The sequence below is a fragment of the Streptomyces sp. NPDC107500 genome, from assembly GCF_055582785.1.
In genome coordinates this window covers 23,584-47,033 of the sequence record NZ_JBVJPF010000009.1, presented here as the reverse complement: position 1 = coordinate 47,033, position 23,450 = coordinate 23,584, and the positions used below count along the sequence as shown (strand labels likewise).

Genomic DNA, 23,450 nt, shown 5'->3' with positions numbered 1-23,450 from the left:
GCGCTCCGACGTGTTGGCGCACGGCCAGGTAACGCGTGTTCCCCGGTTGCGTCGACGCTTGATGTGAGGCTGTTTCCCATGTTCGATCCGGTCATAGCGCCCAGCGGTACGCTGCTCGGCCTGCTTCAGCGGGGTCGCGGCGACGGCACGTTGCACGCGCTCACCGCCCCGCGCCCCGAAGCGCTGGCGGCTCTGAACCATTGCGTTCTCCACGACCCCCGCCACGACTGGCAGGTCGAGAACCGCTCCCTCTACTACGCCCGCCTCTACCTCGACCTCAACGGCGAGCTGCACGCGATCGAGGCCCACCTCTTCGACCCAGAGGACGTCCTGGACGCCGACGAGTCGCGCACCGGGCTGGCCCTCGCGGTCCTCGGGCACCTCGCGTCCTACGGCAGGCTGGACGCGCTCGAACTGCTGCGCCGGTACGCCGCCCACGGCGTCAACTGGGCGTGGGCCCTGGACGAGCTGGCGCTGCGCGACGACGACGCGGGGCTGCGCGCCCTCGCCGCGCCCGTGCTGGCGCGTTTCCCGCGCGATCCCGAGGGCGACGCCGAGCTGGCCGTCGCCGTGCGGGACGCCTTCGAACCGCGGCCCTGGCGGCTGTGGGCCGACGATCCCCGCGAATCGATCGCCACGCGTGTGCGTGCCGCCCACGAGGCGGGCAGCTTCGACCGCTGGCAACGGCAGATGAACCCCACCGGCCCGCGTCCCGGCTGGAGCGTGCGGGCCGTGTTCGAGTGGGCCGAGCAGGGCATCGAGCGCGGCGCCGTGCTCCACGTGCCGGCCGCCCGCTGCCTCACCGCCGTCGCGGGACCCGAGGACCGGCCCGAGATCGTCGAGGCCGCCCGGTCCGGCACCGAGGGCGCGCGCAGCACCGCCCTGCACTACCTCGCCGACGCCAATGATCCCGACGTGCTCGACCTGATCGAGGGCGCCGCCACCACCGGCCCGGCCCCGGTCGTGGAGGCCGCCGTCGCCGCCTACGAGCGCATGCGCAGCCTCGCCGCGGTCGACCGGGCCCGCGGCTGGGTGCACCGCCCCGACGCCCTCGGCGCCGCCGCCGGACGGGTGCTCGCCTGCCGGGGCGCGGCGCAGGACCGCGACCTCGTCCTCGCCGCCCTGCGCGAGGCCGTACGCGGCGAAGGCCCCGACGCGCCGACCCTGTGGACCCTCGTCGACGGCACCGGGCGCCTCGGCATCGCCTGTGCCGCCCCCGTGCTGCGCCACATCTACCGCGAGACCGCCTCCTCCCACCTGCGTGGCCGGGCCGCCCGTGCGCTGGCCGCCACCGACCCGTCGTTCGCCGCGGGCTTCGCCATCGAGTGCCTGTGGGACTGCGAGGAGACCACCCGCGAGGTCGCCGCCCGGCACGCCGAGACCGGCGACAACCGGGTCGTCGAACGGCTCCGCAGGCTGGCCGCCGATCCGGCCGAGGAGGACGAGGTCCAGACGGCCGTGCGCAGCCGCTTCGGACCGGACGCGCCCGCCGTGTGAGACGACCCGGGGACGGGTGGCGCCGGACCGTGCCCGGCCGGGCGCCACCGTCCCCGGGTGAACGACGGATGGCGCGCGGGCCCGCCGGACATGGCCTTCGGCCGGCCCGCCCGGGCGCACGGGCAACGCTCATGGGACGTTTCCCGGCCGGAAAGATCGACGTTGACGCGAGCACGTCCAGTCCGGCGACAACACCGGTATGCGTGTCGTCATCGTGACCGAATCCTTTCCCCCCGATGTGAACGGCGTCGCCCACTGCGCGCTGCAGACCGCCCGGCACCTCGTCGACCGCGGTCACGAATGCGTCGTCGTCGCACCGGCCACCGCCGCCGGCCACGCGGCGGACGCCTCCGCTCCGTGCCCGCTCGTCCGCGTTCCCTCCCTCCCGCTCCCCGGCTACCCCCAGGTCCGCGTCGCCCTGCCCAGCCGGCGCGTGGCCGCCGCCATCGCCGAACACCGCGCGGACGTCGTCCACCTGGCCAGCCCCTTCGTCCTCGGCGTCCGGGGCATGGCCGCCGCCGCCCGCCTCGGCGTGCCCGCCGTGGCCGTCTACCAGACCGACCTGGCCGGCTACGCCCGCACGTACATGGGGGCGGGCGAGGCGGCCGCCTGGCGCCGCATCCGCTCCGTGCACGCCGCCGCCGACCTCACCCTCGCCCCCTCCGGCGCGGCCCTGCGCGACCTCAGGGCGCACGGCGTGCCCCGCCTCGGCCTGTGGCCGCGCGGTGTGGACACCGTCCGCTTCCGGCCCGACCGGCGCGACGAGGAACTGCGCCGCGGGCTCGCCCCGAACGGCGAGCTGATCGTCGGCTACGTGGGCCGCCTCGCCCCCGAGAAGCAGGTGGAGCTGCTGTCCGGCGTCTGCGCCCTCCAGGGCGTGCGCGTGGTGGTCGTCGGGGACGGGCCCAGCCGGCCGGGCCTGGAACAGGCGTTGCCCGGCGCCGTCTTCCTCGGCCGCCGCACCGGCGAGGAACTGGCCCGGGTCTTCGCCTCCCTGGACGTCTTCGTGCACACCGGCCCCTTCGAGACGTTCTGCCAGACCGTCCAGGAGGCCATGGCCAGCGGCGTGCCCGTCGTCGCCCCGGCGGCCGGCGGCCCGCTCGATCTGGTGGCCCACGGCAGCACCGGCCTGCTGGTGCCACCGCGCGACGCCGCCGCCGTACGGGACGCCGTGTGGTCCCTGTCCGCGGACCCCGTACTGCGGGCCGCGTACGGGGCGGCCGGCCGGGCGAAGGTCGAGGGACGCACGTGGGCGGCCGTCGGCGACCGCCTGATCGGGCACTACAGGGACGTGCTGGCCTCGCGGAAGGCGGTGCTGGCGGCATGAACGCGCTGCGGATCGTCCGGCTCGCCAACTTCGTCGCACCCGCCTCGGGCGGCCTGCGCACCGCGCTGCGCGAGCTGGGCCGCGGATACCGGGCGGCCGGACACGACCCCGTCCTCGTGGTCCCGGGCGAGCACGCCGACGACCGGGAGACCGAGCAGGGCCGGGTGATCACCCTCCCCGGGCCGCTCCTGCCCGGCACCGGCGGCTACCGCGTCCTGACCGACAGGCGGCGCGTGAGCGCGCTCCTGGCGGACCTGGCACCCGACCGCCTGGAGGTGTCCGACCGCACCACGCTGCGCTGGACCGGCCGGTGGGCCCGGCGCGCCAGGGTCCCCGCCGTGATGGTCTCCCACGAGACCACCGACGGCGTGCTGCGCACCTGGGGCCTGCCCGAGCCGGCCGCCCGGCGCGCCGCCGACGCACTCAACATCCGCACGGCGCACACCTACGCGCGCGTGGTGTGCACCACCGAGTTCGCCGAGCGGGAGTTCGTCCGCGTCGGCGCCCGCAACGTCGTACGGGCGCCACTCGGCGTCGACCTGACCGGGCGCCACCCCTCGCTGCGCGACCCGGGTCTGCGGGCTCGTTTCGCGCGCGGGGACGAGGTCCTGCTGGCGGCGTGCTCCCGGCTGTCGGTCGAGAAGCGGCCCGGCACGGCTCTCGACGCCCTCGACGCGCTCCGGCGGCGCGGCGTCCGGGCGGTGCTGGTGGTGGCCGGTGACGGACCGCTGCGCGCGCGGCTCGAACAGCGGGCACGGGAGCGCGGGCTGCCGGTGGCCTTCCTCGGTCACGTCGCCGACCCCGGGCTGCTGGGCGCGCTCCAGGCGTCCGCCGACCTGTGCCTGGCTCCCGGACCGGCGGAGACCTTCGGGCTCGCCGCGCTGGAGGCGATGGCCTGCGGCACGCCCGTGGTCGCGAGCGCGTCGTCGGCGCTGCCCGAGGTGATCGGCTCCGCCGGGGCCGTCGCCGCCGACCACGGTGAGGCCTTCGCGGACGCCGTCGAGTCGCTGCTCGGACGCCGGGAGGCGGACCGCCGCGGGACGGCACGCGCGCGTGCCGAGTGCTTCGGCTGGGACACGGCGGTCGAGGCGTTCCTCGCCGCGCACGACGCGGCCGTCCCCACGCGCCCCGCGCTGCCGGAGACCGTGTCATGAGACGCCTCCGCTTCGTGGCCCTCGGCGACTCGCTGACCGAGGGCGTGGGCGACCCGGTGGGGCACGGGTGGCGGGGCTGGGCCGCGCTGCTGGCCACCGGACTCGCCGAGCAGCCCGTCCTCTTCACCAACCTCGCCCGCAGCGGCGCGCAGACCGTCGACGTGGCCGAGCGGCAGCTGCCGGCCGGCCTCGCCCTGCGCCCCGACCTCGTGTCCGTCGTCGTCGGCGTCAACGACACCCTGCGCCGCACCTTCGACCTCGGGGCGATCGCCGCCCGCCTCGACACGGTGTACGCCGCCTGCACCGGGCGCGGCGCGCTGCTGCTGACGGCGTGTCTGCCGGACCCCGGGACGATGCTCGGGCTGCCGGACGCGCTCGCCCGTCCACTGGCCCGGCGGCAACGGGCGGTCAACGCCGTGGTGCACGCCCTGTCCGACCGGTACGGGGCGGTGCACCTGCACGCGTGCGAGGGCGGCTGGACGACGGACCGCTCGATGTGGAGCGTGGACCGGCTGCATCCCGGCGAGCGGGGCCACCGCCAGCTGGCCCTGCGCTTCCACGCGCTGCTCGCCGAGCGCGGCGTCGCCACCGGTCCCGCGCCCTCGCCCGACAACGAGTTCGCCGCCCCCACCCGGGCGGCGAGTCTGTGGTGGCTGGCCACCGCGGGCACCGGCTGGGTGGCGCGGCGCTGCACCGACCTGCTGCCCCAACTGCTGACCCTGGCCGCCGGCGAACTGCGCCACCACGCACGCGGGACGAGCGCCCGGCTCGACCTGCGCACGTCCGCGGCTGTCACCGCCGCCCTCGAGGCGCTCGCGTCGAACGGCGGACGGGAGGCGGAGGCGGCCTGAGAGCCGCCACCGGAAGGCTACGGGCTGGGACGTCCGGTGCCGGACGCACCTCCACCTGCGCGGGTCAGCGCTCGCGTACCGCCACGAACCGCACCGGCGTCCCCGGTACCGCCTGGGCCGCCGCGGGGAGGTCGCGGGAGCGGACGACGCCGATCACCGGATAGCCGCCGGTCGTCGGATGGTCGGCCAGGAACACCACGGGCCGGCCGTCCGGCGGCACCTGGACCGCCCCGAGCACCATGCCCTCGCTGGGCAGCTCGCCCGCACGGGCACGCTCCAGCGGGGGTCCCTCCACACGCAGTCCGATGCGGTTGCTCGCGGCCGACACCCGGTACGCGCGCGAGGTGAACGTCCGTACCGCCCCAGGCGTGAACCAGTCCGCGCGCGGGCCCGGCGTCACCCGCAGGATCAGCTCCGCCGGGGGTGCCGGCTGCGGGGCGACGTCCACGCACGCGTGCCGCCCGCGCGGCCGCCCCAGGGCGAGCACCATGCCGTCCGAGAGGGGCGGCGGTCCCAGGCCGGACAGCAGGTCGGTGGAGCGGCTGCCCAGCACCTGCTCGGCCAGGACGCCGCCCGAGACGGCCACATAGGAGCGGACGCCGGAGCCGGCCGGCCCCACGTCGAGCAGCGCGCCCGCCGGCACACCGACCGGCGCGCCCCAGGACACCGGCCTCCCGTCCACCGTCACCGGGCAGGGCGCGCCGCCGACCGCCACGGTCACCGCGCACCGGGGGCGCAGGGCGCAGCCGGTGAGGGTGGTCTCCAGGACCGCCGCCTCGGGCGGATTGCCGACCAGTCGGTTGACCAGTGCGGCCGCGGGCGCGTCGAGCGCCCCGGAGCGGGGGACGCCGAGGTGCGCGTGACCGTGGCGGCCCCGGTCCTGCACGGTGGTCAGGGCCCCGGCCCGGACGACGGCGAGCGCACGGTCCGTCATGAGCGGCCCTGCCGTTCCCGGGGTCCGTCGGGGACGAACCGGACGCGCGTGCCGGGCGACAGCAGTGCCGCGGGCACGCGCGTGTGGTCCCACAGCACGGCGTCCGTGGTGCCGATCAACTGCCAGCCGCCCGGCGACGAGCGCGGGTACACGCCCGTGTAGGGACCGGCCAGCGCCACCGAACCGGCCGGGACGGCCGTGCGCGGGGTGTCCCGGCGCGGCACGTCGTACCGGGCGGGGAGGCCGGTCAGATAGCCGAAGCCGGGCGCGAACCCGCAGAAGGCGACCCGGAACTCGGTGTCCGCGTGGATGCGCGCCACCTCCCGCGGCTCCACTCCCCAGTGCGCGCCCACGTCGGCCAGGTCGGGGCCGTCGTAGCGGAGGGGGATCTCGACGACGTGCCCCGCGCGCGGGGGAGCGGGCGGAACCTCGGCGGCGGTCAGTTCGGCCGCGAGCCGGGCTCGGTCGGCGACACCGTCGAGCAGGACGGTGCGGGCCGCCGGGACGACCTCCCGCGCGGCCAGCGTGCCCTCCGCGCGGCGCCGCAGCAGCTCCGCGCGGAGCGCCTCCGCCTCCTCGCCCGAGGAGACCTCGATCAGCAGGGCGTCGTCGCCGACCGGCAGGACGTTCACGCGAAGGCCTCCACCCGGACGCCCGACGCCTCCAGCCGCTCCCGCACCCGGCGGGCCAGGTCCACCGCGCCGGGCGTGTCGCCGTGCACGCACAGGGAGCGCGCGCGGACCGTCACGACCGCTCCCGACCGGTCGGTGACCGTGCCGGAGCGGGCCAGCTCCACGGAGCGGGCCACGACGGAGTCGGGTTCGGTGACCACCGCGCCCTCCTCCCCGCGCGGCACCAGCGTGGCCCGGTCGGTGTACGCCCGGTCCGCGAAGGCCTCCGGCACGGCGGGCAGTCCCGCCTCCGCGGCCCGCTCCAGGACCCGCGAGCCGGGCAGCCCGAGGACGGGCAGCGCGCCGCCCGCCAGGAGCACGCCGTCGACGACCGCCGCCGCCTGCTCCTCGTCCCGGACCACCCGGTTGTAGAGGGCGCCGTGCGGTTTGACGTACGCCACGCGCGTGCCCGCCGCGCGGGCAAAGACCGCCAGGGCGCCGATCTGGTAGGCCACCTCCGCCGCCAGCTCGGCGGGCGGCACGTCCATGGCGCGCCGTCCGAACCCGGCCAGGTCCCGGTAGGAGACCTGGGCGCCGACCGTCACGCCCCGCTCGGCCGCCAGCTCGCACACCCGCCGCATGGTGGCCGGGTCGCCGGCGTGGAACCCGCACGCGACGTTGGCGCTGGTGACGACGGAGAGCAGGCCCTCGTCGTCGGTGAGCCGCCAGCGGCCGAAGCCCTCGCCGAGGTCGGCGTTGAGGTCGATCGAGGTCATGTCTCCAGTGTCTCCGCTCTCGGGCGCCCGCAGGGGCACCCGGGGTCAGGCGACGCGGTACTGCTCGTCGCGGGCGTCGGTGAGGAACATCTGCCCCGGCGCGTGGGTCACGGCGAAGGGCGGCCGCGAGGCCATGACGGCCGCCTGCGGGGTCACCCCGCAGGCCCAGAACACGGGGATGTCGTCCGGCTCGGCGTCCACCGCGTCGCCGAAGTCGGGCCGGCCCAGGTCCTCGATGCCGAGCGCCGACGGGTCGCCGCAGTGCACCGGGCTGCCGTGCACCGCCGGGAGCAGGCTGGTCTCGTGGATCGCCGCCGACAGGTGCGCGGGCGGCACGGGGCGCATCGACACCACCATCGGGCCGTGCAGCCGCCCCGCCGGACGGCACTGACGCGTGGTGACGTACATCGGGACGTTGCGGCCCTGCTCGACGTGCCGGATCGGGACGCCGGCCGAGGACAGCGCCCACTCGAAGGTGAAGCTGCACCCGATCAGGAACGTCACCAGATCGTCCCGCCAGTGCGCCCGCACGTCCGTCGGCTCCTCCACCAGCTCGCCGTCCCGCCACACCCGGTAGCGCGGCAGATCGGTGCGCAGGTCCGCGCCGTCGGCGAGCACGGTGGTCCAGGACCCGGCGTCGGTGACGTCGAGCACCGGGCAGGGCTGCGGGTTGCGGGTGCAGAACAGCAGCATGTCGTACGCCCAGTCGGCGGGCACCGAGATCAGGTTGGCCTGGGTGTGGCCCGCCGCGACCCCCGCCGTGGGACCGGCCAGCCCCTCCCGGAAGAGGGAGCGGGCGGTTTTCGGGCTCCACGCGTGCGCCTGCCGTTCGACGAGGGCGAGCGGCCGGTCCTCGGCCACGTGCGGTGAGTGGTTCACGCCAGTTCCCTTCCGCGCGTCTCCGGCAGCCACAGCAGGGCCAGCGCCGCGATTCCGTAGCCGATGGCACCGAAGACCAGCGCGCCGCCCACACCCCAGCTGTCGGCCAGGAAGCCGACCGTGGTCGGGAAGACGGCGCCCACGGCGCGTCCGGTGTTGTACGTGAAGCCCTGGCCCGCGCCGCGTGCCGTCGTCGGGTACAGCTCGCTCAGGTACGAGCCGAAGCCGCTGAAGATGGCCGACATGCAGAAGCCGAGCGGGAAACCGAGGACCAGGAGCAGGGTGTTGGCGCCGTCGGGGATGTTCGCGTACGCCAGGATGCAGACCGCCGACAGCAGGGCGAACAGCCAGATGTTGCGTTTGCGGCCCAGCACGTCGGTGAGCCAGCCGCCGGTGAGGTAGCCGATGAAGGCGCCCGAGATGAGGAAGGTCAGGTAGCCGCCGGTGCCGACGACCGACAGGTCCCGTTCGTCCTTCAGGTAGGTCGGCACCCAGGTGGCGAGGGTGTAGTAGCCGCCCTGGACGCCGGTGGAGAGCAGGCTGGCGAAGAGCGTGACGCGCAGCAGGCCGGGCGCGCTCGCGGTGCCGGGCTTGAAGATCGCCGCGAAAGAGCCCTTGCTCGCGCCCTGCTCCCGGATCTCGGTGGCCTTGGGCGCGTCGTGGACGCTGCGCCTGACCCAGACGACGAGCAGCGCCGGCAGCGCACCCGTCCAGAACATGACACGCCAGGCCAGGTCGTCGCCGACCAGCGAGAACACCAGCGTGTACACAACCACCGCGAGCCCCCAGCCCACGGCCCAGGAGCTCTGGATCGCGCCGAGGGTGCGGCCCCGGTGCTTGGCGCTCGCGTACTCGGCCACCAGGATCGCGCCGACCGCCCACTCACCGCCGAAGCCGAGCCCCTGGAGGGCGCGGAAGACCAGCAGCGTCTCGTAGTTGGGGGCGAAACCGCAGGCCACCGTGAACACGGCGTAGGTGATCACGGTGAGCATCAGTGCCTTGACCCGGCCGACGCGGTCCGCCAGGACGCCCGCGAGGGCGCCGCCGATCGCCGAGACGACCAGGGTCACCGTCGTGAGCAGGCCGGTCTGGCCGCTGTCCAGGCCGAAGTACGCGGCCAGCGCCACCATGGTGAGCGGCAGTGTGAAGTAGTCGTAGGAGTCGAGGGCGTATCCGCCGAACGCGCCGCCGAACGCGCGACGGCCCCGCGGGCCGAGGGCGCGCAGCCAGCCGAACGGGCCGTCGTCCGTGGTGTGTTCATCCGCGCCGGGACGCGCCTCGGTGGACAGGGCCCGTGGGGGAGGGGTTGTGCTCATGGGCACCTCGCATGGGGAGGACGGAGGGTGCGTGCACTTCCTGGCACCGTAGAGGATCGTTCAACGATCCCTCAATACCCCTGTTGTTTCGTTCTGGTATCTGCGATTGAATTCCGGGCATGGCAGAGCAGTTGACGGGACTGGCCGACGACCGCGCCCTCCTGGGCCGGACCAGCACCGCCGAGCGGGTCTCGGACATCCTCAGGAGCCGGATCGCCGAGGGCTACTTCCCACCCGGCACCCGCCTGTCCGAGGACAGCATCGGCGGCGCGCTCGGCGTCTCGCGCAACACCCTGCGCGAGTCGTTCCGGCTGCTCACCCACGAACGCCTGCTCGTCCACGAGCTGAACCGGGGCGTCTTCGTCCGCGTCCTGACCGTCGAGGACGTCGAGGACATCTACCGCACCCGCTCCCTCGTCGAGTGCGCCGTCGTACGCGGCCTCGGAGAGCCCCCCTACGCCCTCGAAGGGCTCACCGAGGCCGTCGAGGACGGGCGCCGGTCGGCCCGCGAAGGTGACTGGAAAGCCGTCGGTACGGCCAACATCCACTTCCACCGGGAACTGGTCGCCCTCGCCGGCAGCGAGCGCACCGACGAACTGATGCGCAGCGTCTTCGCCGAACTCCGCCTGGCCTTCCACGTCGTGGACGACCCACGACGCCTGCACGAGCCGTACATCGCACGGAACGCGGAGCTTCTGACGGCCCTGGAGAACGGCGAACGGGAGACGGCGGAGCGCCTGCTCGCGGTCTACCTCGACAACTCCCTCAAGCGCGTCGTCGAGGTCTACCTGCGGCGGGTCGGGGACGACACCCCCTAGGCGAGCCGACCGGACAGGTCGGTGACGCGGCCGGCCGGGGTGTGCCCGCCGCCCCCGTCCCCGCGGCACCGGCCACGCCCCCCGGTGATCCCCGCGGCCGGCGGACCGCCGTGCCGGGGCGCATCTGCGTCGTTTGGGTCGATGTCAGACCGAGGACCTAGTCTGTGCACCGTGACTTCGCCTGCACCGACGGACAGCGTTCCGCCCCAGCTCAGCGCGGGGCCGCGCCCTGCCCCGGGCCCGGCCGCCGACGAGGGACTGGCGCGGCGGCTGCGCGCGCTCGCCTGCACGGCGCCGCTGCACGACCTGGACGCCCGCAAGGCCAACCTCGCGGGCGAGTACTCGGTGTACGGCATGGCCGAGGTCGCCCTCGCCGCCATCGACCTCGTCACGCTGAACATGGACTTCGACACCGGCGCCGACCACGACCAGATAGTGGCCAGGCTGATCCCGCGCGTCGCCGCCCAGGCCCCGCGCCGTCCCGCCGCCGAGCACGAGCGGGTGGCCCGCTGGGTCCTGGAGAACCTGATCAACGTCGGCAGCGTCGACCGCGGCTTCCGCGCGGTCTACGGCACCTTCGGACCGGACGGTACCTACGTCCGCCGGGACTACGACTTCAAGCTCCTGGAGGAGGTCCCCGGCCCCGGCGGCACCGTCTACCTGCGCACCACGGACGAGGCGGTCAACGTCCTGGTCGGCGCCCTGGACACCGACGTCACCAGCGCCCAGATCGCCGCCGAGGTCAAGCTGGAGGTGCTGATCAGCCGGGGCCGCCTCGCCGACGCCCAGCTCGCCGCCGAGCAGGCCCGGTACCGGACGGTGCAGTACTCCGAGACCCTCCGCCGCGCCCTGGACGCCACCCGGCGCAACGTGCGCGCGGTGGACTGGCTGAGCGCCGTCCCCGACATGATCGCCGAGGCCCTGGACCACGTCGCCGACCGGTACCGCCACGAGAACGCGATCCTCACCAACATCCGCAAGGCCCGCGACGAGTCCGAGGACCACGAGCACAAGCGCCGCGCGGCCGAGCTGGTCGACATCGTCAAGGACTGCATCCGCCGCCACACCCAGCTCCAGTCCCGCCTCCTGGAGGCCGGCCCCCTCTTCCGCGCCGAACAGGACCGGCAGGCCTTCGCCACGCCCCTGACCACCTCCGGCCTCGATCTCTACGGCCATCTGGTCGCCCCCGTCCTGCCGTTGCCCCTGGAGCGGGCGCTGCGCGTCACCGACGCCTTCTTCGCCCGCGGCACCGGACTGCGCACGCCCGTCTCCGTCCGGGTCGGCGACCTCGTCGACATACTCCTGACCCCGCCGGTGGAGCGGGAGCACCTGGGCGCCGAGATGCCGGAACCCGACCTGATCGCCACCCCGGACGACAGCCGCTTCAGCGAGGAGCAGCTCGCGGCCGCCATGGAGCTGCTCGACCTCCCGCACGACGCCCCGCGCCGGCTGTCGGGACTGCTGGCCGACGCCCGCGCCCAGGACCCCGAACTGCCCTACCTCGTCGCCCTGCTGGCCGTGCACGCGGCCAGCCCGCCGGTCGGCACCGCCTACCGGCAGGGCGAGCCGAAACTGCTGTTCGCCGTGGACGACGGCACCGAGCTGGACGACCACGAGTTCGGCGGCGCCGACCTCATCGTCGGCACCGCGCTGCTGGACGCGGCGGGCATGGCCGCCGCCCGCTCGGAGGCGGCATGACCGTCACCCACCGCCACACCCGCCACCGCCATACGCCCCGACGATCCGAACAACACGAGTGCCGGCACGGCATCGAGCGCCGGCACAGCGAGGAGAACCGACCGTGACCGAGCACGTCGACCGGAGCGAACCGGAGGCGGGTGCCGCGCCGGCCACCGCGGCCGTCACGCCCGCCGACGCCGCCGACGCGGCGCGGCTCGTCTCCTTCGGCCTCCAGCCCAAGCTGCTGCCCGCCCGCGACCAGGAGTACGCCGACCTGCTGCGCCGGTACCGCGAGGACCCGCCCTTCGCGCGTCTCGCCGACGCCGTCGCGGCCGGCCTCGGACTGATCGTGCTGGAAGTCTCCCCACGCGCGGGGATGGCCGTCACCGCCGCCGAGGACTCGGTGTTCGCCGTCCGCATGGGCGACTACGCGCGCCGCGCCGCCACCGACTCCGGCGACCGCTTCCTGCATGGCCTCGCCCACCTCGCCCTCGCCGCCATGGCCTACCCCCGCCCCGAGGACCTCGCCGACGACGGCTACATCGGCCGCGTCACGGTCAACGGCGTGGACGCCTTCGTCCGCCAGGCCTGCCGCCGGCTGGAGGAGCGCGCCGACGAGCAGGGCGAGAACACCGACCCGGCCACCGACGCCCCCGGCCTGGAGGCCGCCTGGCGGATCTGGGCCAGACGCAGCTCCACCGGCGCCACCAAGGACGCCCGCAGGCTCCCCGGCTCCACCACCGGCATCGTCGGCAAGGCCGCCGGGTTCCTCACCGAGTCCGGCTTCCTCCAGCGCACCGGCGACGACAGCGGCGGCACCTACCGCACGACCGCGCGGTACCAGCTCCAGGTGCGCGACATGGCGGGCAGCGCCGCCATGGCCGAGCTGCTGGACCTGGGCGTCGTCCCGGTCACCGACGGCACGGCGACGCTGCTGCCCGCCGAGGAGACGGAAGACCTGGAGCTGGTGGCCGACGCCGGGCTGCCGTTCCACTCACCCTGACCCCGCGCCCAGCGCCGCCCCCACCTCCCCGACGTCCCGAAGACTTACGAGAGTCCGCCATGTACGAGCTGTCCCGGGTCCGCCTCTACTCCATCGGACCCGCCGGTGCGCGCTACGCCGACACCGTGCTTGACCTGCGCGGTGTGGGCGAGCCCGTGCCCGACCCCGCGCCCACGCAGGCGGAGTTCTTCGAGGAGGAGCCGGTCGGCCCGCCGCGCCGCCCCGCCCCCGCGGGGGTGCTGTTCCTGGAGAACGGCGGCGGCAAGTCCGTCCTGCTCAAGCTGATCTTCTCGGTGATGCTGCCGGGCCACCGCAACACCCTGGGCGGCGCCAGCTCGGGCGTCCTGCGCAAGTTCCTGCTCGCCGACGACTGCGGACACGTCGCGCTGGAGTGGCAGCACGTCCAGAGCGGCGAGTGCGTCGTCGTCGGCAAGGCCAGCGAGTGGCGCGGGCGCCAGGTCTCCAACGACCCCCGCAAGTTCGCCGAGGCCTGGTACTCCTTCAGGCCCGGGCCCGGACTGACCCTGGACAACCTGCCCGTCGCCGAGGCCACCGCCGTACGCCCGCCCGTGGAGGGCGTCTCCGGCGCCCAGGGCAGGCGGCGCACCATGAAGGGCTTCCGCGACGCCCTCACCGAGGCCGCCAAGGCCTACCCGCACCTGGAGGTGCACTGGGAGGAGATCCACGACCGCTGGATCGAGCACCTCGGCGACCTCGGCCTCGACCCCGAACTCTTCCGCTACCAGCGCGAGATGAACGCCGACGAGGGCGAGGCCGCCGGCCTCTTCGCCGTCAAGAAGGACGCCGACTTCACCGACCTGCTGCTGCGCGCGGTCACCGACACCCGTGACACCGACGGACTCGCCGACCTGGTGAGCGGCTTCGGCAACAAGCTGGGCCGGCGCGCCGAGCTGATCGCCGAACGCGACTTCACCGCCGGGTCCGTCGAGCTGCTCGGCCGGATCGTCGAGGCCGCCGAGGTCCGCACCCGCGCGCGCGACATCCACACCGCGGCCGAGCGCCGGACCAGGACCCTCGCCCGGCGGCTCACCGCGCGCGGCGCCCAGGAGCGGGTCAGGGCCTCGGACCTCGCCCAGCGGGTCACCGCCGCCGCCCGCGCCGTCACCCACGCCGAGTCGGCCCGCGACCGCAGCGCCCTCATCGCCGCCGAACTCGCCTACCGGCACGCCTCGCTCGCCCTGACCGGCGCCGAGAAGTCCGCCGCCGCCCAGAAGCGCGAACTCGCCGACGCGCGCACCCTGCACTCCGCCTGGCAGGCCGCCGAGGCCGTACTGCGCCACCGCGCCGCCGCCGACCGCGTCGCCCGCGTGTCCGCCGCCATCCAGGAGGCCGAGCGGGACGCGGCCCCCGCGCTCGCCGCCCGCGCCAAGGCCGCCGTCGACCTCGTCCGCGCCCTGCACGCGGCGGCCGGCCGGGCCGAGGGCCACGCCAACGAGGAGGAGGAGCGGTCCGCCGCCCTCCAGGAGGTCAGCGACGCGGCGCACCGCGACTCCACCACCGCCGCCACCGAGGCACAGCGCGCCCGCAGCGAGGTGGGGCACCTGCGCCAGCGCCTCACCGAGGTCGAGCAGGAGACCACCGAAGCGGTCCGGGCCGGCTGGCTCGACGACACCGCGCCCGACGCCGACCCCGCCCGCGCGGCCCTCGCCGCCAGCGACGCCGAGAAGAGCACCGTCGCGGCCTGGGACACCGCCCGTGAGTCGGCACGCCGGGCCACGGAGCACGCGCGCGAGACGGCGTCCGCCGAGAGCCGCGCCGAACTGACGGCCGCCCGCGCGGCCGACGCCGCCACCGCGGCCGAACGCGCCCACGAGGCCGAGCGCCGCACGGCCGGGGCACTGGCCGTCGAGGAACGCCTCGCGGAGCTGCTCGGCCTCGCCGCCGGCACCCGACCCGGAATCCCGCAGCCCCGCCACGACGCGGACCACGACCCCGCGCCCGCGCGGGCCGACGGCGCCCTGACGCCCCAGGAACTCGACCGCTTCGCCGACGAACTGCGCGAACTGCTCGACGACACCGTCTCCTCCGCCGAACGCCAGTTGTTCGACCTGCGCACCGCCGCCGCCGACGACTCCCGCATCCTCGGCGCGCTCGGCGACGGCGGACTGCTGCCGCCCGGCCCCGACGTGCTGGCCACCGTGGAGTTCCTGGGCGAGCACGGCATCCCCGCCCTGCCCGGCTGGCGCTACCTCGCGCAGGCCGTCGACCCCGCCGACCACGCGCGCGTGCTGGCCGCCCGGCCCGAACTGGTCGACGGCGTCATCATCACCGACCCCGACTCGCACACCCGCGCGCGCGACGTCCTCGGCGACGCGGCCCTCCTCCCACGTTCGGCCGTCGCCGTCGGCACCGCCGCCGCCCTGCTCGCCCCCACCCCGGCCCCCGACTCCGACGCCGGGGACGTCTTCCTCGTACCGCCGAACCCCGCGATGCACGACGAGCACGCGGCCGACGAGGAGCGGCACGCGCTGCGCGCGCGGGCGACCCGGCGGGACGAGGAGATCCGCACCCTCGCCGCCCGGCTCGGCAAGGACCGCGAGCTGGCCGCCCGGCTGGCCTCCTGGCGCACCGGCTGCCCCGCCGGACGCCTCACCGAACTCGCCCGGACCGCCGAGGAGGCGCGTGCCTTCGCCGACGAGGCCGAGGCCGAACTGACCGAGGCGCGCACCGCGCGGACCGAGGCGGACGAGGCCGCCGCCGAGGCCGTGCATCTGCGGGACGAGCGTCAGGAGGCCGCGCAGAAGGCCCGCCGCGCCGCCGACGCCCTCGCCGGGCTCGCCTTCCGGCTGCGCGAACGGGCGGGCTGGCAGGTCCGCCTGAGGGAACTGGCCGACGAGGGCGCCGAGGCCGAGGCCCGCGCCCAGGCCTGCCTGGACCGGGCCCGCGCTGCCGACGAGGACCGCCGCGCCGCCCAGCGCGCCGCCGACGACGCCCGCCGCACCGCCCGCGCGCTGCGCGCCGAGCGCTCCGAGATCGCCGGCGCCCCCGACGACGTCACCGAGGACGGACCGGACACGCCCGGCAACGGCCCGCAAGCGCCGAAGGCGTCCCTGCCGGACCTGCGCGAGGCCTACCGCGCCGCGTCCCAGGTGTACGAGAAGGTCGGCGTCGGCGCCGACCTGCGCGCCGAACAGGCCCGCGCCGAGAGCGACGAGAGCGCCGCGCGCGGGGACCTGGACCGGCTCAGCAACAAGGTCCGCACCCGGGCCGGGCAGCTCCTGGAGTCGCCCGACGGCTCCGACGGACCGTCCCGGCAGGCCGCCGCCGCCCGCGCCGAGGAGCTGGTGCAGCTCCTGGAGACCCGTATGTCGAGCGCCAGCGAACAGCTCGGCCGCCTGCGCGGCGAGGCCGAACGGCAAGCGCCCGAGGAGGGCGACGCCCACACCGAGCTGCCCGAGGAACTCCTCCCCCGCGACGCCGGCCACGCCCAGACCCTGCTGCGCACGGCCACCACCGAACTCGCCTCCCACACCGAGGCGCTCACCCAGGCCCGCGACGCCCACGCCGGACTGCTCGACACGCACCGCGCCGCCGAGGACGCCGCCGGCGGCTTCGACGAGATCGCCGCGATGCTCCGCGACCTGCTGCGCGAGCACGCGGCCGACGAGGAGCAGGAAGAGCCCGAGCCGTATCCGGGCGGTCTGGAGGAGGCCCGCCAGTCGGCCGGTGAGGCCCGCCGTTCGCTGCGCGGTTGCGCCGCCGACCTGTCCGCCGCCGAGGCCGGGGTCCGCGAGGCGAGCGACGTCCTGGTCCGGCACGCCAACTCCACCCGCTACGAGCAGGTCCGCACCCCCGCGCGGCAGCAGATCCGCGAGCTGCCCGCCGCGACGCTGCCCGAGCACGCGGCCAAGTGGGGGGACGCCTTCGCGCCCCGGCTCCGCGTCCTCACCGACGAACTCGCGCAGCTGGAGCGCAACCGCGACTCGATCGTGGACCGGCTGCGCGGCCTGGTCGAGTCGGCCCTCGCCACCCTCCGCTCCGCCCAGCGCCTCTCCCGGCTGCCGGAAGGACTGGGGGAGTGGTCCGGGCAGGAGTTCCTGCGCATCCGCTTCGAGGAACCCGACCAGGCCACCCTCACCGAACGGCTCGGCGAGGTGGTCGACGAGGCCACCCGGGCCGCCGTGAAGAAGAACTCCGACCTGCGCCGCGACGGCATGTCCCTGCTGCTGCGGGGCGTCGCCGCCGCCCTGGCGCCCAAGGGCGTCGCCGTCGAGATCCTCAAGCCCGACGCCGTGCTGCGCGCCGAGCGCGTCCCCGTCGGCCAGATGGGCGACGTCTTCTCCGGCGGCCAGCTGCTCACCGCGGCCATCGCCCTGTACTGCACGATGGCCGCGCTCCGCAGCAACGACCGGGGCCGCGACCGGCACCGCCACGCGGGGACCCTGTTCCTCGACAACCCCATCGGGCGCGCCAACGCCACCTACCTGTTGGAGCTCCAGCGGGCCGTGTCCGACGCCCTCGGCGTCCAGCTGCTGTACACCACCGGCCTGTTCGACACGACCGCCCTCGCCGAGTTCCCGCTGGTCATCCGGCTGCGCAACGACGCCGACCTCAGGGCCGGCCTGAAGTACATCAGCGTCGAGGAGCACCTGCGGCCCGGCCTGCCCCAGCCGGCCCCGGCCGCCGAGGGGGAGGGGGAGACGGTGCACAGCGAGATCACGGCGACCCGGATGTTCAAGCGCCCCGCGCCGTCAGCCTCCTAGCCGCTCCCGCAGCCACTGGTGGAAGAGCCCGATGTGGTGCTCGGTCGGCACCAGCACGCCGCCCCCGCGGTAGGCGCGGGACGACATCGCGGGCTGGGTCCGCTCGCACGCCTCGAAGTCCTGCGTGTTGACCCGGTGGAACAGCTCCACCGACCGGGACAGGTCCGCCCCCGACGCCACCACGTCGGGGGCGTACAGCCAGTCGCACTCCACGACCGTGCGGTCCTCGGCGAGCGGGAACATGCGGTGCAGGATCACGTGGTCCGGTACGAGGTTGACGAAGACCGTCGGCCTGACGGTGACGGCGTAGTAGCGGCGGTCCTGGCTCTCCGCCACCTCGGGCAGCCGGTCGAAGCCCTCGCCGCCGTCGACGGTGAAGCCCTTGACCTCCTCGCCGAACTCGGCGCCGTGGCCCACGTAGTACTGGGCCGCGTAACCGTCGGCGAACTCGGGCAGCACGTCGGTGAGTTCGGGGTGGATGGTGGCGCAGTGGTAGCACTCCATGAAGTTCTCGACGATCAGCTTCCAGTTGGCCCGCACGTCGTACCGGACGCGTCGGCCGAGGGCCAGCCGCTCCGTCCCGTAGCGCTCGATCGCCGCCGGGTCGCCGAGCCGTTCGACGACGGCACCGCGCACCGTCTCCTCGAAGGAGGGCGGCTCGTCGGCCAGGCACACCCAGGCGTAGCCGAGCCATTCACGCAGGGCGACCTCGGCCAGGCCGTACGCGGCGCGGTCGACGTCCTGCATCTTCGTCAGGCCGGGCGCGGCGACCAGCCGGCCGTCGAGGTCGTACGTCCAGGCGTGGTACGGGCACTGGAGATTGCGCCGCACCTCGCCCGACTCCTCCAGGCAGAGCCGGGCACCACGATGGCGGCAGATGTTGAGGAAGGCGCGCAGCGCGCCCGTACGGGTGCGGGTGACGATGACGCTCTCGGATCCGACCTGCACGGTGCGAAAGGCACCGGGCCGTTCCAGGTCGGCGCCGCGGACGGCGCAGAACCACAGCGACTCGAAGACCTGCCGCTGTTCCTGACGGAAGATCTCCGGGTCGGTGTAGTAGCGGCCGGGCAGGGTCGCGATGAGGCTGGGGGACAGGGGGGTCGTCGTCACGTGCTGGCTCCTCGGGCGGGCGCGGCGGTGAGGCGAGCGGGGTCGAAGAGACCGATCGGGTGCGCGGTGCCGCCGGTCAGGGCCAGGTCGGCGAGGATCTCGCCGACGACCGGCACGAACTTGAAGCCGTGCCCGGAGAATCCGCAGGCCACGGTGACCGAATCGCGGTGCGCGGGATGGCGGGCGATGACGAAGTGCTCGTCCGCCGTGGTGGTGTACATGCAGGTGGCGGCCTTGAGGAAGGTGCCGGGCAGATCGGGGAGACGGTCGGACATGTGGTCCGCCATGGCCCGGACCTCGTGGTCGTGCACGGTCCGGTCGATGGCCTCCGGGGTGGTGACCTGCCCCTTGCGGAAGAAGGCGACCTTGGCGCCGTGGTCCGGGCCGTCGATGGCGGGGAAGCCGTACACCTGGACGCCGGCCGCGTCCTCCCAGACGTAGATCGGCTGGTTGGCCGGGAGGAAGCGGTCTATGCCGTTCCGGGGCTGGAACCAGTACATGACCTGCCGCTCCACGGTGAACGGCACCCCGAGGTCGGCGAGCAGCCGCGGCGCCCAGGCGCCCGGGCAGATCACCAACCGGCCGGCGGTGTAGGTGTTCTCGCCGGTGTGCACACGGACGCCGTCCCGGTACGGCTCCCAGCGCGTCACCGGTTCCTCGAAGTGCAGGTCGGCGCCCTGGCGGGTGGCGAGCTGGAGATGGGCGGCGACCGTGTTCTCGGGGCGCAGCAGGCCGGCCTTGGCCTCGTACAGGGCGACCTCGTCGTCCCGCGGGGCGAGCGTCGGAAACCGGCGGCGGATCTCCCGCGCGTCCAGCATCTCGTGCGGCAGGCCCCACTCGCGGGCCGACCGCAGGGAGCCCGACACGGTCCACGAGTCGGGCCGGCCCACCATCACGCCGCCGCACAGCAGGGCGATGTCCCGGCCGGTGGCCCGCTCCAGGTCGGCGTACAGCTCGTAGGCGCGCAGCAGCAGGGGGACGTACGCCGGGTCCTCGAAGTACGACTGCCGGGTGACCCGGGAACCTCCGTGGCTGGAGCCCCGGTTGTGCACGGGGCCGAACCGCTCCAGTCCCAGCACGCGGGCGCCCCGCGCGGACAGGTGGTGGGCGGCGGCGCTGCCCATGCCGCCGAGGCCGATGACGATCACGTCGTAGGTGGGGGACAAGAAGGGCCTCCTGGCGTCCTAGCGGCGGATACGGGTCATCCTCGGGTCGAACAGCGGCTCCTCGGCGACCGTGGCGGGCACCTTCTCGCCGAAGTACTCCACGTGCACACCGGTGCCGGCGGCCAGGCCGGCGGGGAGCCAGGCGTACGCGACGCAGCGGCCGAGGGTGTAGCCGTACGAGGCGCTGGTCACGTACCCGGCGGGCGAGCCGTCCACGTGGACCGGCTCCTTGCCGAGGACCACGGCCGCCGGGTCGTCGAGGAGCAGCGGCGTCAGGCGTCGGCCGGGCTCGCCCGCGCGGGCCAGCGCGGCCCGGCCGACGAAGTCCGCCTTGTCCATGCGGACCGCGAAGCCGACACCGGCCTCGTACGGGTTGTCCTCGGCGGTCATGTCCGTGCCCCAGGCCCGGTATCCCTTCTCCAGGCGCAGGGAGTTGAAGGCCGAGCGTCCGGCGGCGATCACGCCGAGGTCCCGGCCGGCCTCCCACAGCGTGTCCCAGAGCCGCAGGCCCAGGTCGGCGGTGGTGTACAGCTCCCAGCCCAGCTCACCGACGTAGCTCAGGCGCATCGCGGTCACCGGGACGTGGCCGACGTACGTCTCCCGGGCGCGGAAGTAGCCGAACGCCTCGTGCGTGAAGTCGTCCGGCGTCAGCGGCTGGACGAGGTCGCGGGCGAGCGGGCCCCAGACGCCGACGCAGCAGGTGCCGGAGGTGATGTCCCTGATGTGCACCTCCCCGCCGGGCGCGTGGCGCAGGAGGTGGTCGAGGTCGGCGGGGGAGTTGGCGCCGACCTGGAAGCGGTCGGGGGCGAGGGGGGCGACAGTGAGGTCGGAGCGAATGCCTCCAGATTCGTCGAGGAGGAGGGTGTAGGTGACCGCGCCGGGCTTCTTGCGCAGGTTGTTGCTGGTCATGCGGTCCAGGAAGGCGAGGGCGCCCGGCCCGGTGACCTCCAGGCGGCGCAGCGGTGTCATGTCGTACAGGGCGACCCGCTCGCGGGTGACCCGGGCCTCCGCCGCCGCGATCGGAGACCAGTGCCGGGCCGACCAGGCGTCGCGGCCGGGAAGGCGCGCGTCCGGGGCGAGCCCGGCGTTGGCCTCGTACCAGTGCGGGCGTTCCCAGCCGCCGCCCTCCAGGAAGTACGCGCCGAGTTCCCGCTGCCGCGCGTGGAACGGGCTGACCCTGAGCGGACGCGGCCGCTCCATCGGCTGGAGCGGGTGGATCACGTCGTACACCTCGGTGAACTGCCGCGCGCCGCGTTCGCGGACGTACGCCGGTGACCGCTGAGCCTCCTCGAAGCGCGTGAGGTCGCACTCGTGGACGTCGAGCGACGGCCGTCCGTTCACCATCCACTCGGCGACGGCCTTGGCGACACCGGCCGAGTGGGTGACCCACACCGCCTCCGCGAGCCAGAAGCCCCGCAGGTCACGGGACTCGCCGAGGACCGGCATGCCGTCCGGGGTGAAGGAGAAGACGCCGTTGAAGCCCGACTCGATGTCCGAGCGGCGCAGGGCGGGCATCAGCCGGCGGCAGTCCTCCCAGCTCGGCGCCCAGTCCTGCGGGGTGAAGGGGTACGACGACGGCATGTCCATGTGCCGGGCGCGTGACTCGTCGTAGCCGGGCACGGCGAACGGGTCGACGGGCAGCGGCCGGTGGGCGTAGGAGCCGACGCCGAGGCGGTCGCCGTGCTCACGGAAGTACAGGTCGCGGTCCTGGAAGCGGAGGATCGGCTTCGATGCCTCCTGGGTGGCGCCGCTCAGCTCGGGCAGCGGCCCCGTCCTCGCGTACTGGTGGGCCAGCGGTTGCAGGGGTACGTCGACGCCGGCCATGCGGCCGACGACCGGTCCCCAGAATCCGGCGGCGGAGACGACGTGGTCGGCGGGGAAGGCGCCGCGGTCGGTGACGACGCCCGTGACCCGGCCGTCCTGCCGCTCGATGCCGGTGACCGTGTGCCGTTCCAGGAATCGGGCGCCCCGCGCGGTGGCGCGGTCCAGCTGGGCGCGGCAGGCGGGCACGGCGCGGGCCAGTCCGTCCCCCGGGGTGTGGAATCCGCCGAGGACCACCGACTCGTCGAGCAGCGGCCAGAGTTCCTTGCAGCGTGCGGCGTCGACGATCTCGCCGGTCACGCCCCAGGAGGCGGCGTATCCGGCCCTGCGGTGCAGGTCGGCGAGGCGCTCCGGCGTGGTGGCCAGCTCCAGGCCGCCGACCCGCTGGAAGCACGGGGCGCCGTCCCACGTGAGGGACGTGAACTTCTCGACCGTGTACCGCGCGAACGCCGTCAGGGTGCGCGACGGACTGGTCCGGAAGACGAGGCCGGGCGCGTGCGAGGTGGAGCCGCCCGGAGCGGGCAGCGGGCCCTGTTCGAGGACGGTGACGTCCGTCCAGCCGCGCGCGGTCAGTTCGTCGGCGAGGGAGCAGCCGACGACGCCCGCGCCGATGACCACCACGCGGGGCGGGGGCCGCAGGCCGTGGCCGCTCACAGGACCACCACCGAGCGCAGCACCTCGCCGCGTCGCATCCTGCCGAACGCCTCCTCGACCCGGTCCAGCGTCGTCGTCTCCGACACGAAGGCGCCCAGGTCGAGCAGCCCGTACAGGTACTGGTCGATCAGGAACGGGAAGTCGCGGCTCGGCAGACAGTCGCCGTACCAGGACGACTTGATCGCACCGCCGCGCGAAAACACGTCGATGAGCGGCAGTTCGACCGTCGTCTCCGGCGTGGGCACGCCGACCTGGACCAGCACTCCGGCGTGGTCACGCATGTAGAAGGCCTGGCGGAACGTCTCCGGGTGGCCCACGGCGTCGATCGCGATGTCCACGCCGTGGCCGTCGGTGAGGGCGCGAACCGCCTCGACCGGGTCCGTGCCGCGGGAGTCGACGGTGTGCGTCGCGCCGAACCGTTCCGCCCGGTCCAGTTTCCGGCCGTCCACGTCGACCGCGATGATCTTCATGGCGCCGTTCAGGGCGGCACCGGCGATCGCCGCGTCGCCCACGCCGCCGCAGCCGATCACGGCGACCGAGTCGCCGCGGCCGACGCCGCCGGTGTTGACGGCGGCGCCATAACCGGCCATCACCCCGCAGCCGACCAGACCGGCCGCCTCGGGCCGGGCGGCCGGGTCCACCTTCACGGCCTGGCCCGCGGCGACCAGCGTCTTCTCGGCGAAGGCGCCGATGCCGAGGGCGGTGGTCAGCGGAGTGCCGTCCAGCAGGGTCATCGGACGAGCGGCGTTGCGCGAGTCGAAGCAGTACCAGGGGCGGCCGCGGCGGCAGGACCGGCAGCCACCGCAGGGAGCCCGCCAGGCCAGCACGACGTAGTCGCCCGGCACGAGGTCGGTGACGCCCTCGCCGACCGCCTCGACGGTGCCGGCCGCCTCATGGCCCAGCAGGAACGGGAAGTCGTCGGTGATCGCGCCCTCGCGGTAGTGCAGATCCGTGTGACAGACCCCGCAGGCCTGCACCGCGACCAGAACCTCGCCGGGCCCGGGATCCGGGACGACGACCGTCCGCACCTCGACGGGTGCGCCCCTCTTCACAGCGACTACGGCACGGACCTCGTGTGACACGAGAAGCTCCTCTGCTGTTGCGCATTGCACGATGGGTTGCGCGATGA

17 protein-coding genes are annotated in these 23,450 nt (G+C 74.8%); 8 read left to right on the top strand and 9 right to left on the bottom strand.

The features are described 5' to 3' along the window. Positions 1-78 precede the first annotated feature (78 nt). The 4 genes from ACZ67M_RS32110 to ACZ67M_RS32095 all read left to right on the top strand — a co-directional run bounded on the left by ACZ67M_RS32110 (position 79) and on the right by ACZ67M_RS32095 (position 4,829). A complete protein-coding gene (locus tag ACZ67M_RS32110) occupies positions 79-1,497 on the top strand; it encodes a HEAT repeat domain-containing protein (protein WP_469853812.1) in 1,419 nt (472 codons plus the stop codon). A 199-nt stretch (positions 1,498-1,696) separates the two neighbouring features. Continuing rightward, positions 1,697-2,824 (top strand): glycosyltransferase family 4 protein, encoded by a 1,128-nt coding sequence (locus tag ACZ67M_RS32105; protein WP_451855699.1) that lies wholly within the window; start codon positions 1,697-1,699, stop codon positions 2,822-2,824. Further along, entirely contained in the window at positions 2,821-3,978 is a 1,158-nt protein-coding gene (locus ACZ67M_RS32100; protein WP_392014405.1) for a glycosyltransferase, read from the top strand. Before ACZ67M_RS32105 ends, ACZ67M_RS32100 begins: the two co-directional genes overlap by 4 nt. Further along, positions 3,975-4,829, top strand: a complete 855-nt coding sequence (locus tag ACZ67M_RS32095) for an SGNH/GDSL hydrolase family protein (RefSeq protein ID WP_392239203.1) — start codon at positions 3,975-3,977, stop codon at positions 4,827-4,829. Before ACZ67M_RS32100 ends, ACZ67M_RS32095 begins: the two co-directional genes overlap by 4 nt. 64 nt (positions 4,830-4,893) lie before the next feature. Here the strand turns inward: ACZ67M_RS32095 and ACZ67M_RS32090 are convergent, their stop codons facing one another. The 5 genes from ACZ67M_RS32090 to ACZ67M_RS32070 are packed head-to-tail and all read right to left on the bottom strand — an operon-like array spanning position 4,894 to position 9,345. Continuing rightward, entirely contained in the window at positions 4,894-5,763 is an 870-nt protein-coding gene (locus ACZ67M_RS32090) for a 5-oxoprolinase subunit C family protein (protein WP_469853811.1), read from the bottom strand. Then, positions 5,760-6,395, bottom strand: coding sequence for a 5-oxoprolinase subunit B family protein (locus ACZ67M_RS32085; RefSeq protein ID WP_469853810.1), 636 nt, complete (start codon positions 6,393-6,395; stop codon positions 5,760-5,762). Before ACZ67M_RS32085 ends, ACZ67M_RS32090 begins: the two co-directional genes overlap by 4 nt. Beyond that, a complete protein-coding gene (locus ACZ67M_RS32080) occupies positions 6,392-7,150 on the bottom strand; it encodes a LamB/YcsF family protein (RefSeq protein WP_469853809.1) in 759 nt (252 codons plus the stop codon). Before ACZ67M_RS32080 ends, ACZ67M_RS32085 begins: the two co-directional genes overlap by 4 nt. 45 nt (positions 7,151-7,195) lie before the next feature. Further along, entirely contained in the window at positions 7,196-8,029 is an 834-nt protein-coding gene (locus ACZ67M_RS32075) for a putative hydro-lyase (protein ID WP_469853808.1), read from the bottom strand. Beyond that, positions 8,026-9,345 (bottom strand): MFS transporter, encoded by a 1,320-nt coding sequence (locus ACZ67M_RS32070; RefSeq protein WP_450734267.1) that lies wholly within the window; start codon positions 9,343-9,345, stop codon positions 8,026-8,028. The genes ACZ67M_RS32075 and ACZ67M_RS32070 overlap by 4 nt, the downstream gene beginning before the upstream one ends. A gap of 119 nt (positions 9,346-9,464) precedes the next feature. Between ACZ67M_RS32070 and ACZ67M_RS32065 the strand changes: the two genes are divergently transcribed. From ACZ67M_RS32065 to ACZ67M_RS32050, 4 genes are all read left to right on the top strand, one after another. Continuing rightward, entirely contained in the window at positions 9,465-10,163 is a 699-nt protein-coding gene (locus tag ACZ67M_RS32065) for a GntR family transcriptional regulator (RefSeq protein ID WP_392014423.1), read from the top strand. 171 nt (positions 10,164-10,334) lie between these two features. Further along, a complete protein-coding gene (locus ACZ67M_RS32060) occupies positions 10,335-11,861 on the top strand; it encodes a hypothetical protein (protein ID WP_122617117.1) in 1,527 nt (508 codons plus the stop codon). A gap of 103 nt (positions 11,862-11,964) precedes the next feature. Then, a complete protein-coding gene (locus ACZ67M_RS32055; protein WP_469853807.1) occupies positions 11,965-12,846 on the top strand; it encodes a hypothetical protein in 882 nt (293 codons plus the stop codon). A gap of 59 nt (positions 12,847-12,905) precedes the next feature. Continuing rightward, positions 12,906-17,570: a coiled-coil domain-containing protein gene (locus tag ACZ67M_RS32050; RefSeq protein ID WP_469853806.1), complete on the top strand. Its 4,665-nt coding sequence runs from the start codon at positions 12,906-12,908 to the stop codon at positions 17,568-17,570. Here the strand turns inward: ACZ67M_RS32050 and ACZ67M_RS32045 are convergent. From ACZ67M_RS32045 to ACZ67M_RS32030, 4 genes are read right to left on the bottom strand one after another with little or no spacing between them, the layout of a single operon-like run. Then, entirely contained in the window at positions 17,559-18,680 is a 1,122-nt protein-coding gene (locus tag ACZ67M_RS32045) for an aromatic ring-hydroxylating oxygenase subunit alpha (RefSeq protein WP_361366749.1), read from the bottom strand. The two genes, ACZ67M_RS32050 and ACZ67M_RS32045, sit on opposite strands and share 12 nt — an antisense overlap. Beyond that, entirely contained in the window at positions 18,677-19,846 is a 1,170-nt protein-coding gene (solA, locus tag ACZ67M_RS32040) for an N-methyl-L-tryptophan oxidase (RefSeq protein WP_469853805.1), read from the bottom strand. Before solA ends, ACZ67M_RS32045 begins: the two co-directional genes overlap by 4 nt. An 18-nt stretch (positions 19,847-19,864) precedes the next feature. Further along, complete coding sequence (locus tag ACZ67M_RS32035) at positions 19,865-22,321, bottom strand: GcvT family protein (RefSeq protein ID WP_469853804.1); 2,457 nt, start codon at positions 22,319-22,321, stop codon at positions 19,865-19,867. After that, a complete protein-coding gene (locus ACZ67M_RS32030) occupies positions 22,318-23,403 on the bottom strand; it encodes an S-(hydroxymethyl)mycothiol dehydrogenase (RefSeq protein WP_392014437.1) in 1,086 nt (361 codons plus the stop codon). Before ACZ67M_RS32030 ends, ACZ67M_RS32035 begins: the two co-directional genes overlap by 4 nt. Between the last annotated feature and the right edge of the window lie 47 nt (positions 23,404-23,450).

Excerpts from the sequence above, each read along its gene's own strand:
- ACZ67M_RS32100 (WP_392014405.1), top strand. The coding sequence starts at position 2,821 with ATGAACGCGCTGCGGATCGTCCGGCTCGCCAACTTCGTCGCACCCGCC.
- ACZ67M_RS32070 (WP_450734267.1), bottom strand. The coding sequence starts at position 9,345 with ATGAGCACAACCCCTCCCCCACGGGCCCTGTCCACCGAGGCGCGTCCC.
- ACZ67M_RS32095 (WP_392239203.1), top strand. The coding sequence starts at position 3,975 with ATGAGACGCCTCCGCTTCGTGGCCCTCGGCGACTCGCTGACCGAGGGC.
- ACZ67M_RS32105 (WP_451855699.1), top strand. The coding sequence starts at position 1,697 with ATGCGTGTCGTCATCGTGACCGAATCCTTTCCCCCCGATGTGAACGGC.
- ACZ67M_RS32080 (WP_469853809.1), bottom strand. The coding sequence starts at position 7,150 with ATGACCTCGATCGACCTCAACGCCGACCTCGGCGAGGGCTTCGGCCGC.
- ACZ67M_RS32050 (WP_469853806.1), top strand. The coding sequence starts at position 12,906 with ATGTACGAGCTGTCCCGGGTCCGCCTCTACTCCATCGGACCCGCCGGT.
- ACZ67M_RS32090 (WP_469853811.1), bottom strand. The coding sequence starts at position 5,763 with ATGACGGACCGTGCGCTCGCCGTCGTCCGGGCCGGGGCCCTGACCACC.
- ACZ67M_RS32110 (WP_469853812.1), top strand. The coding sequence starts at position 79 with ATGTTCGATCCGGTCATAGCGCCCAGCGGTACGCTGCTCGGCCTGCTT.
- ACZ67M_RS32065 (WP_392014423.1), top strand. The coding sequence starts at position 9,465 with ATGGCAGAGCAGTTGACGGGACTGGCCGACGACCGCGCCCTCCTGGGC.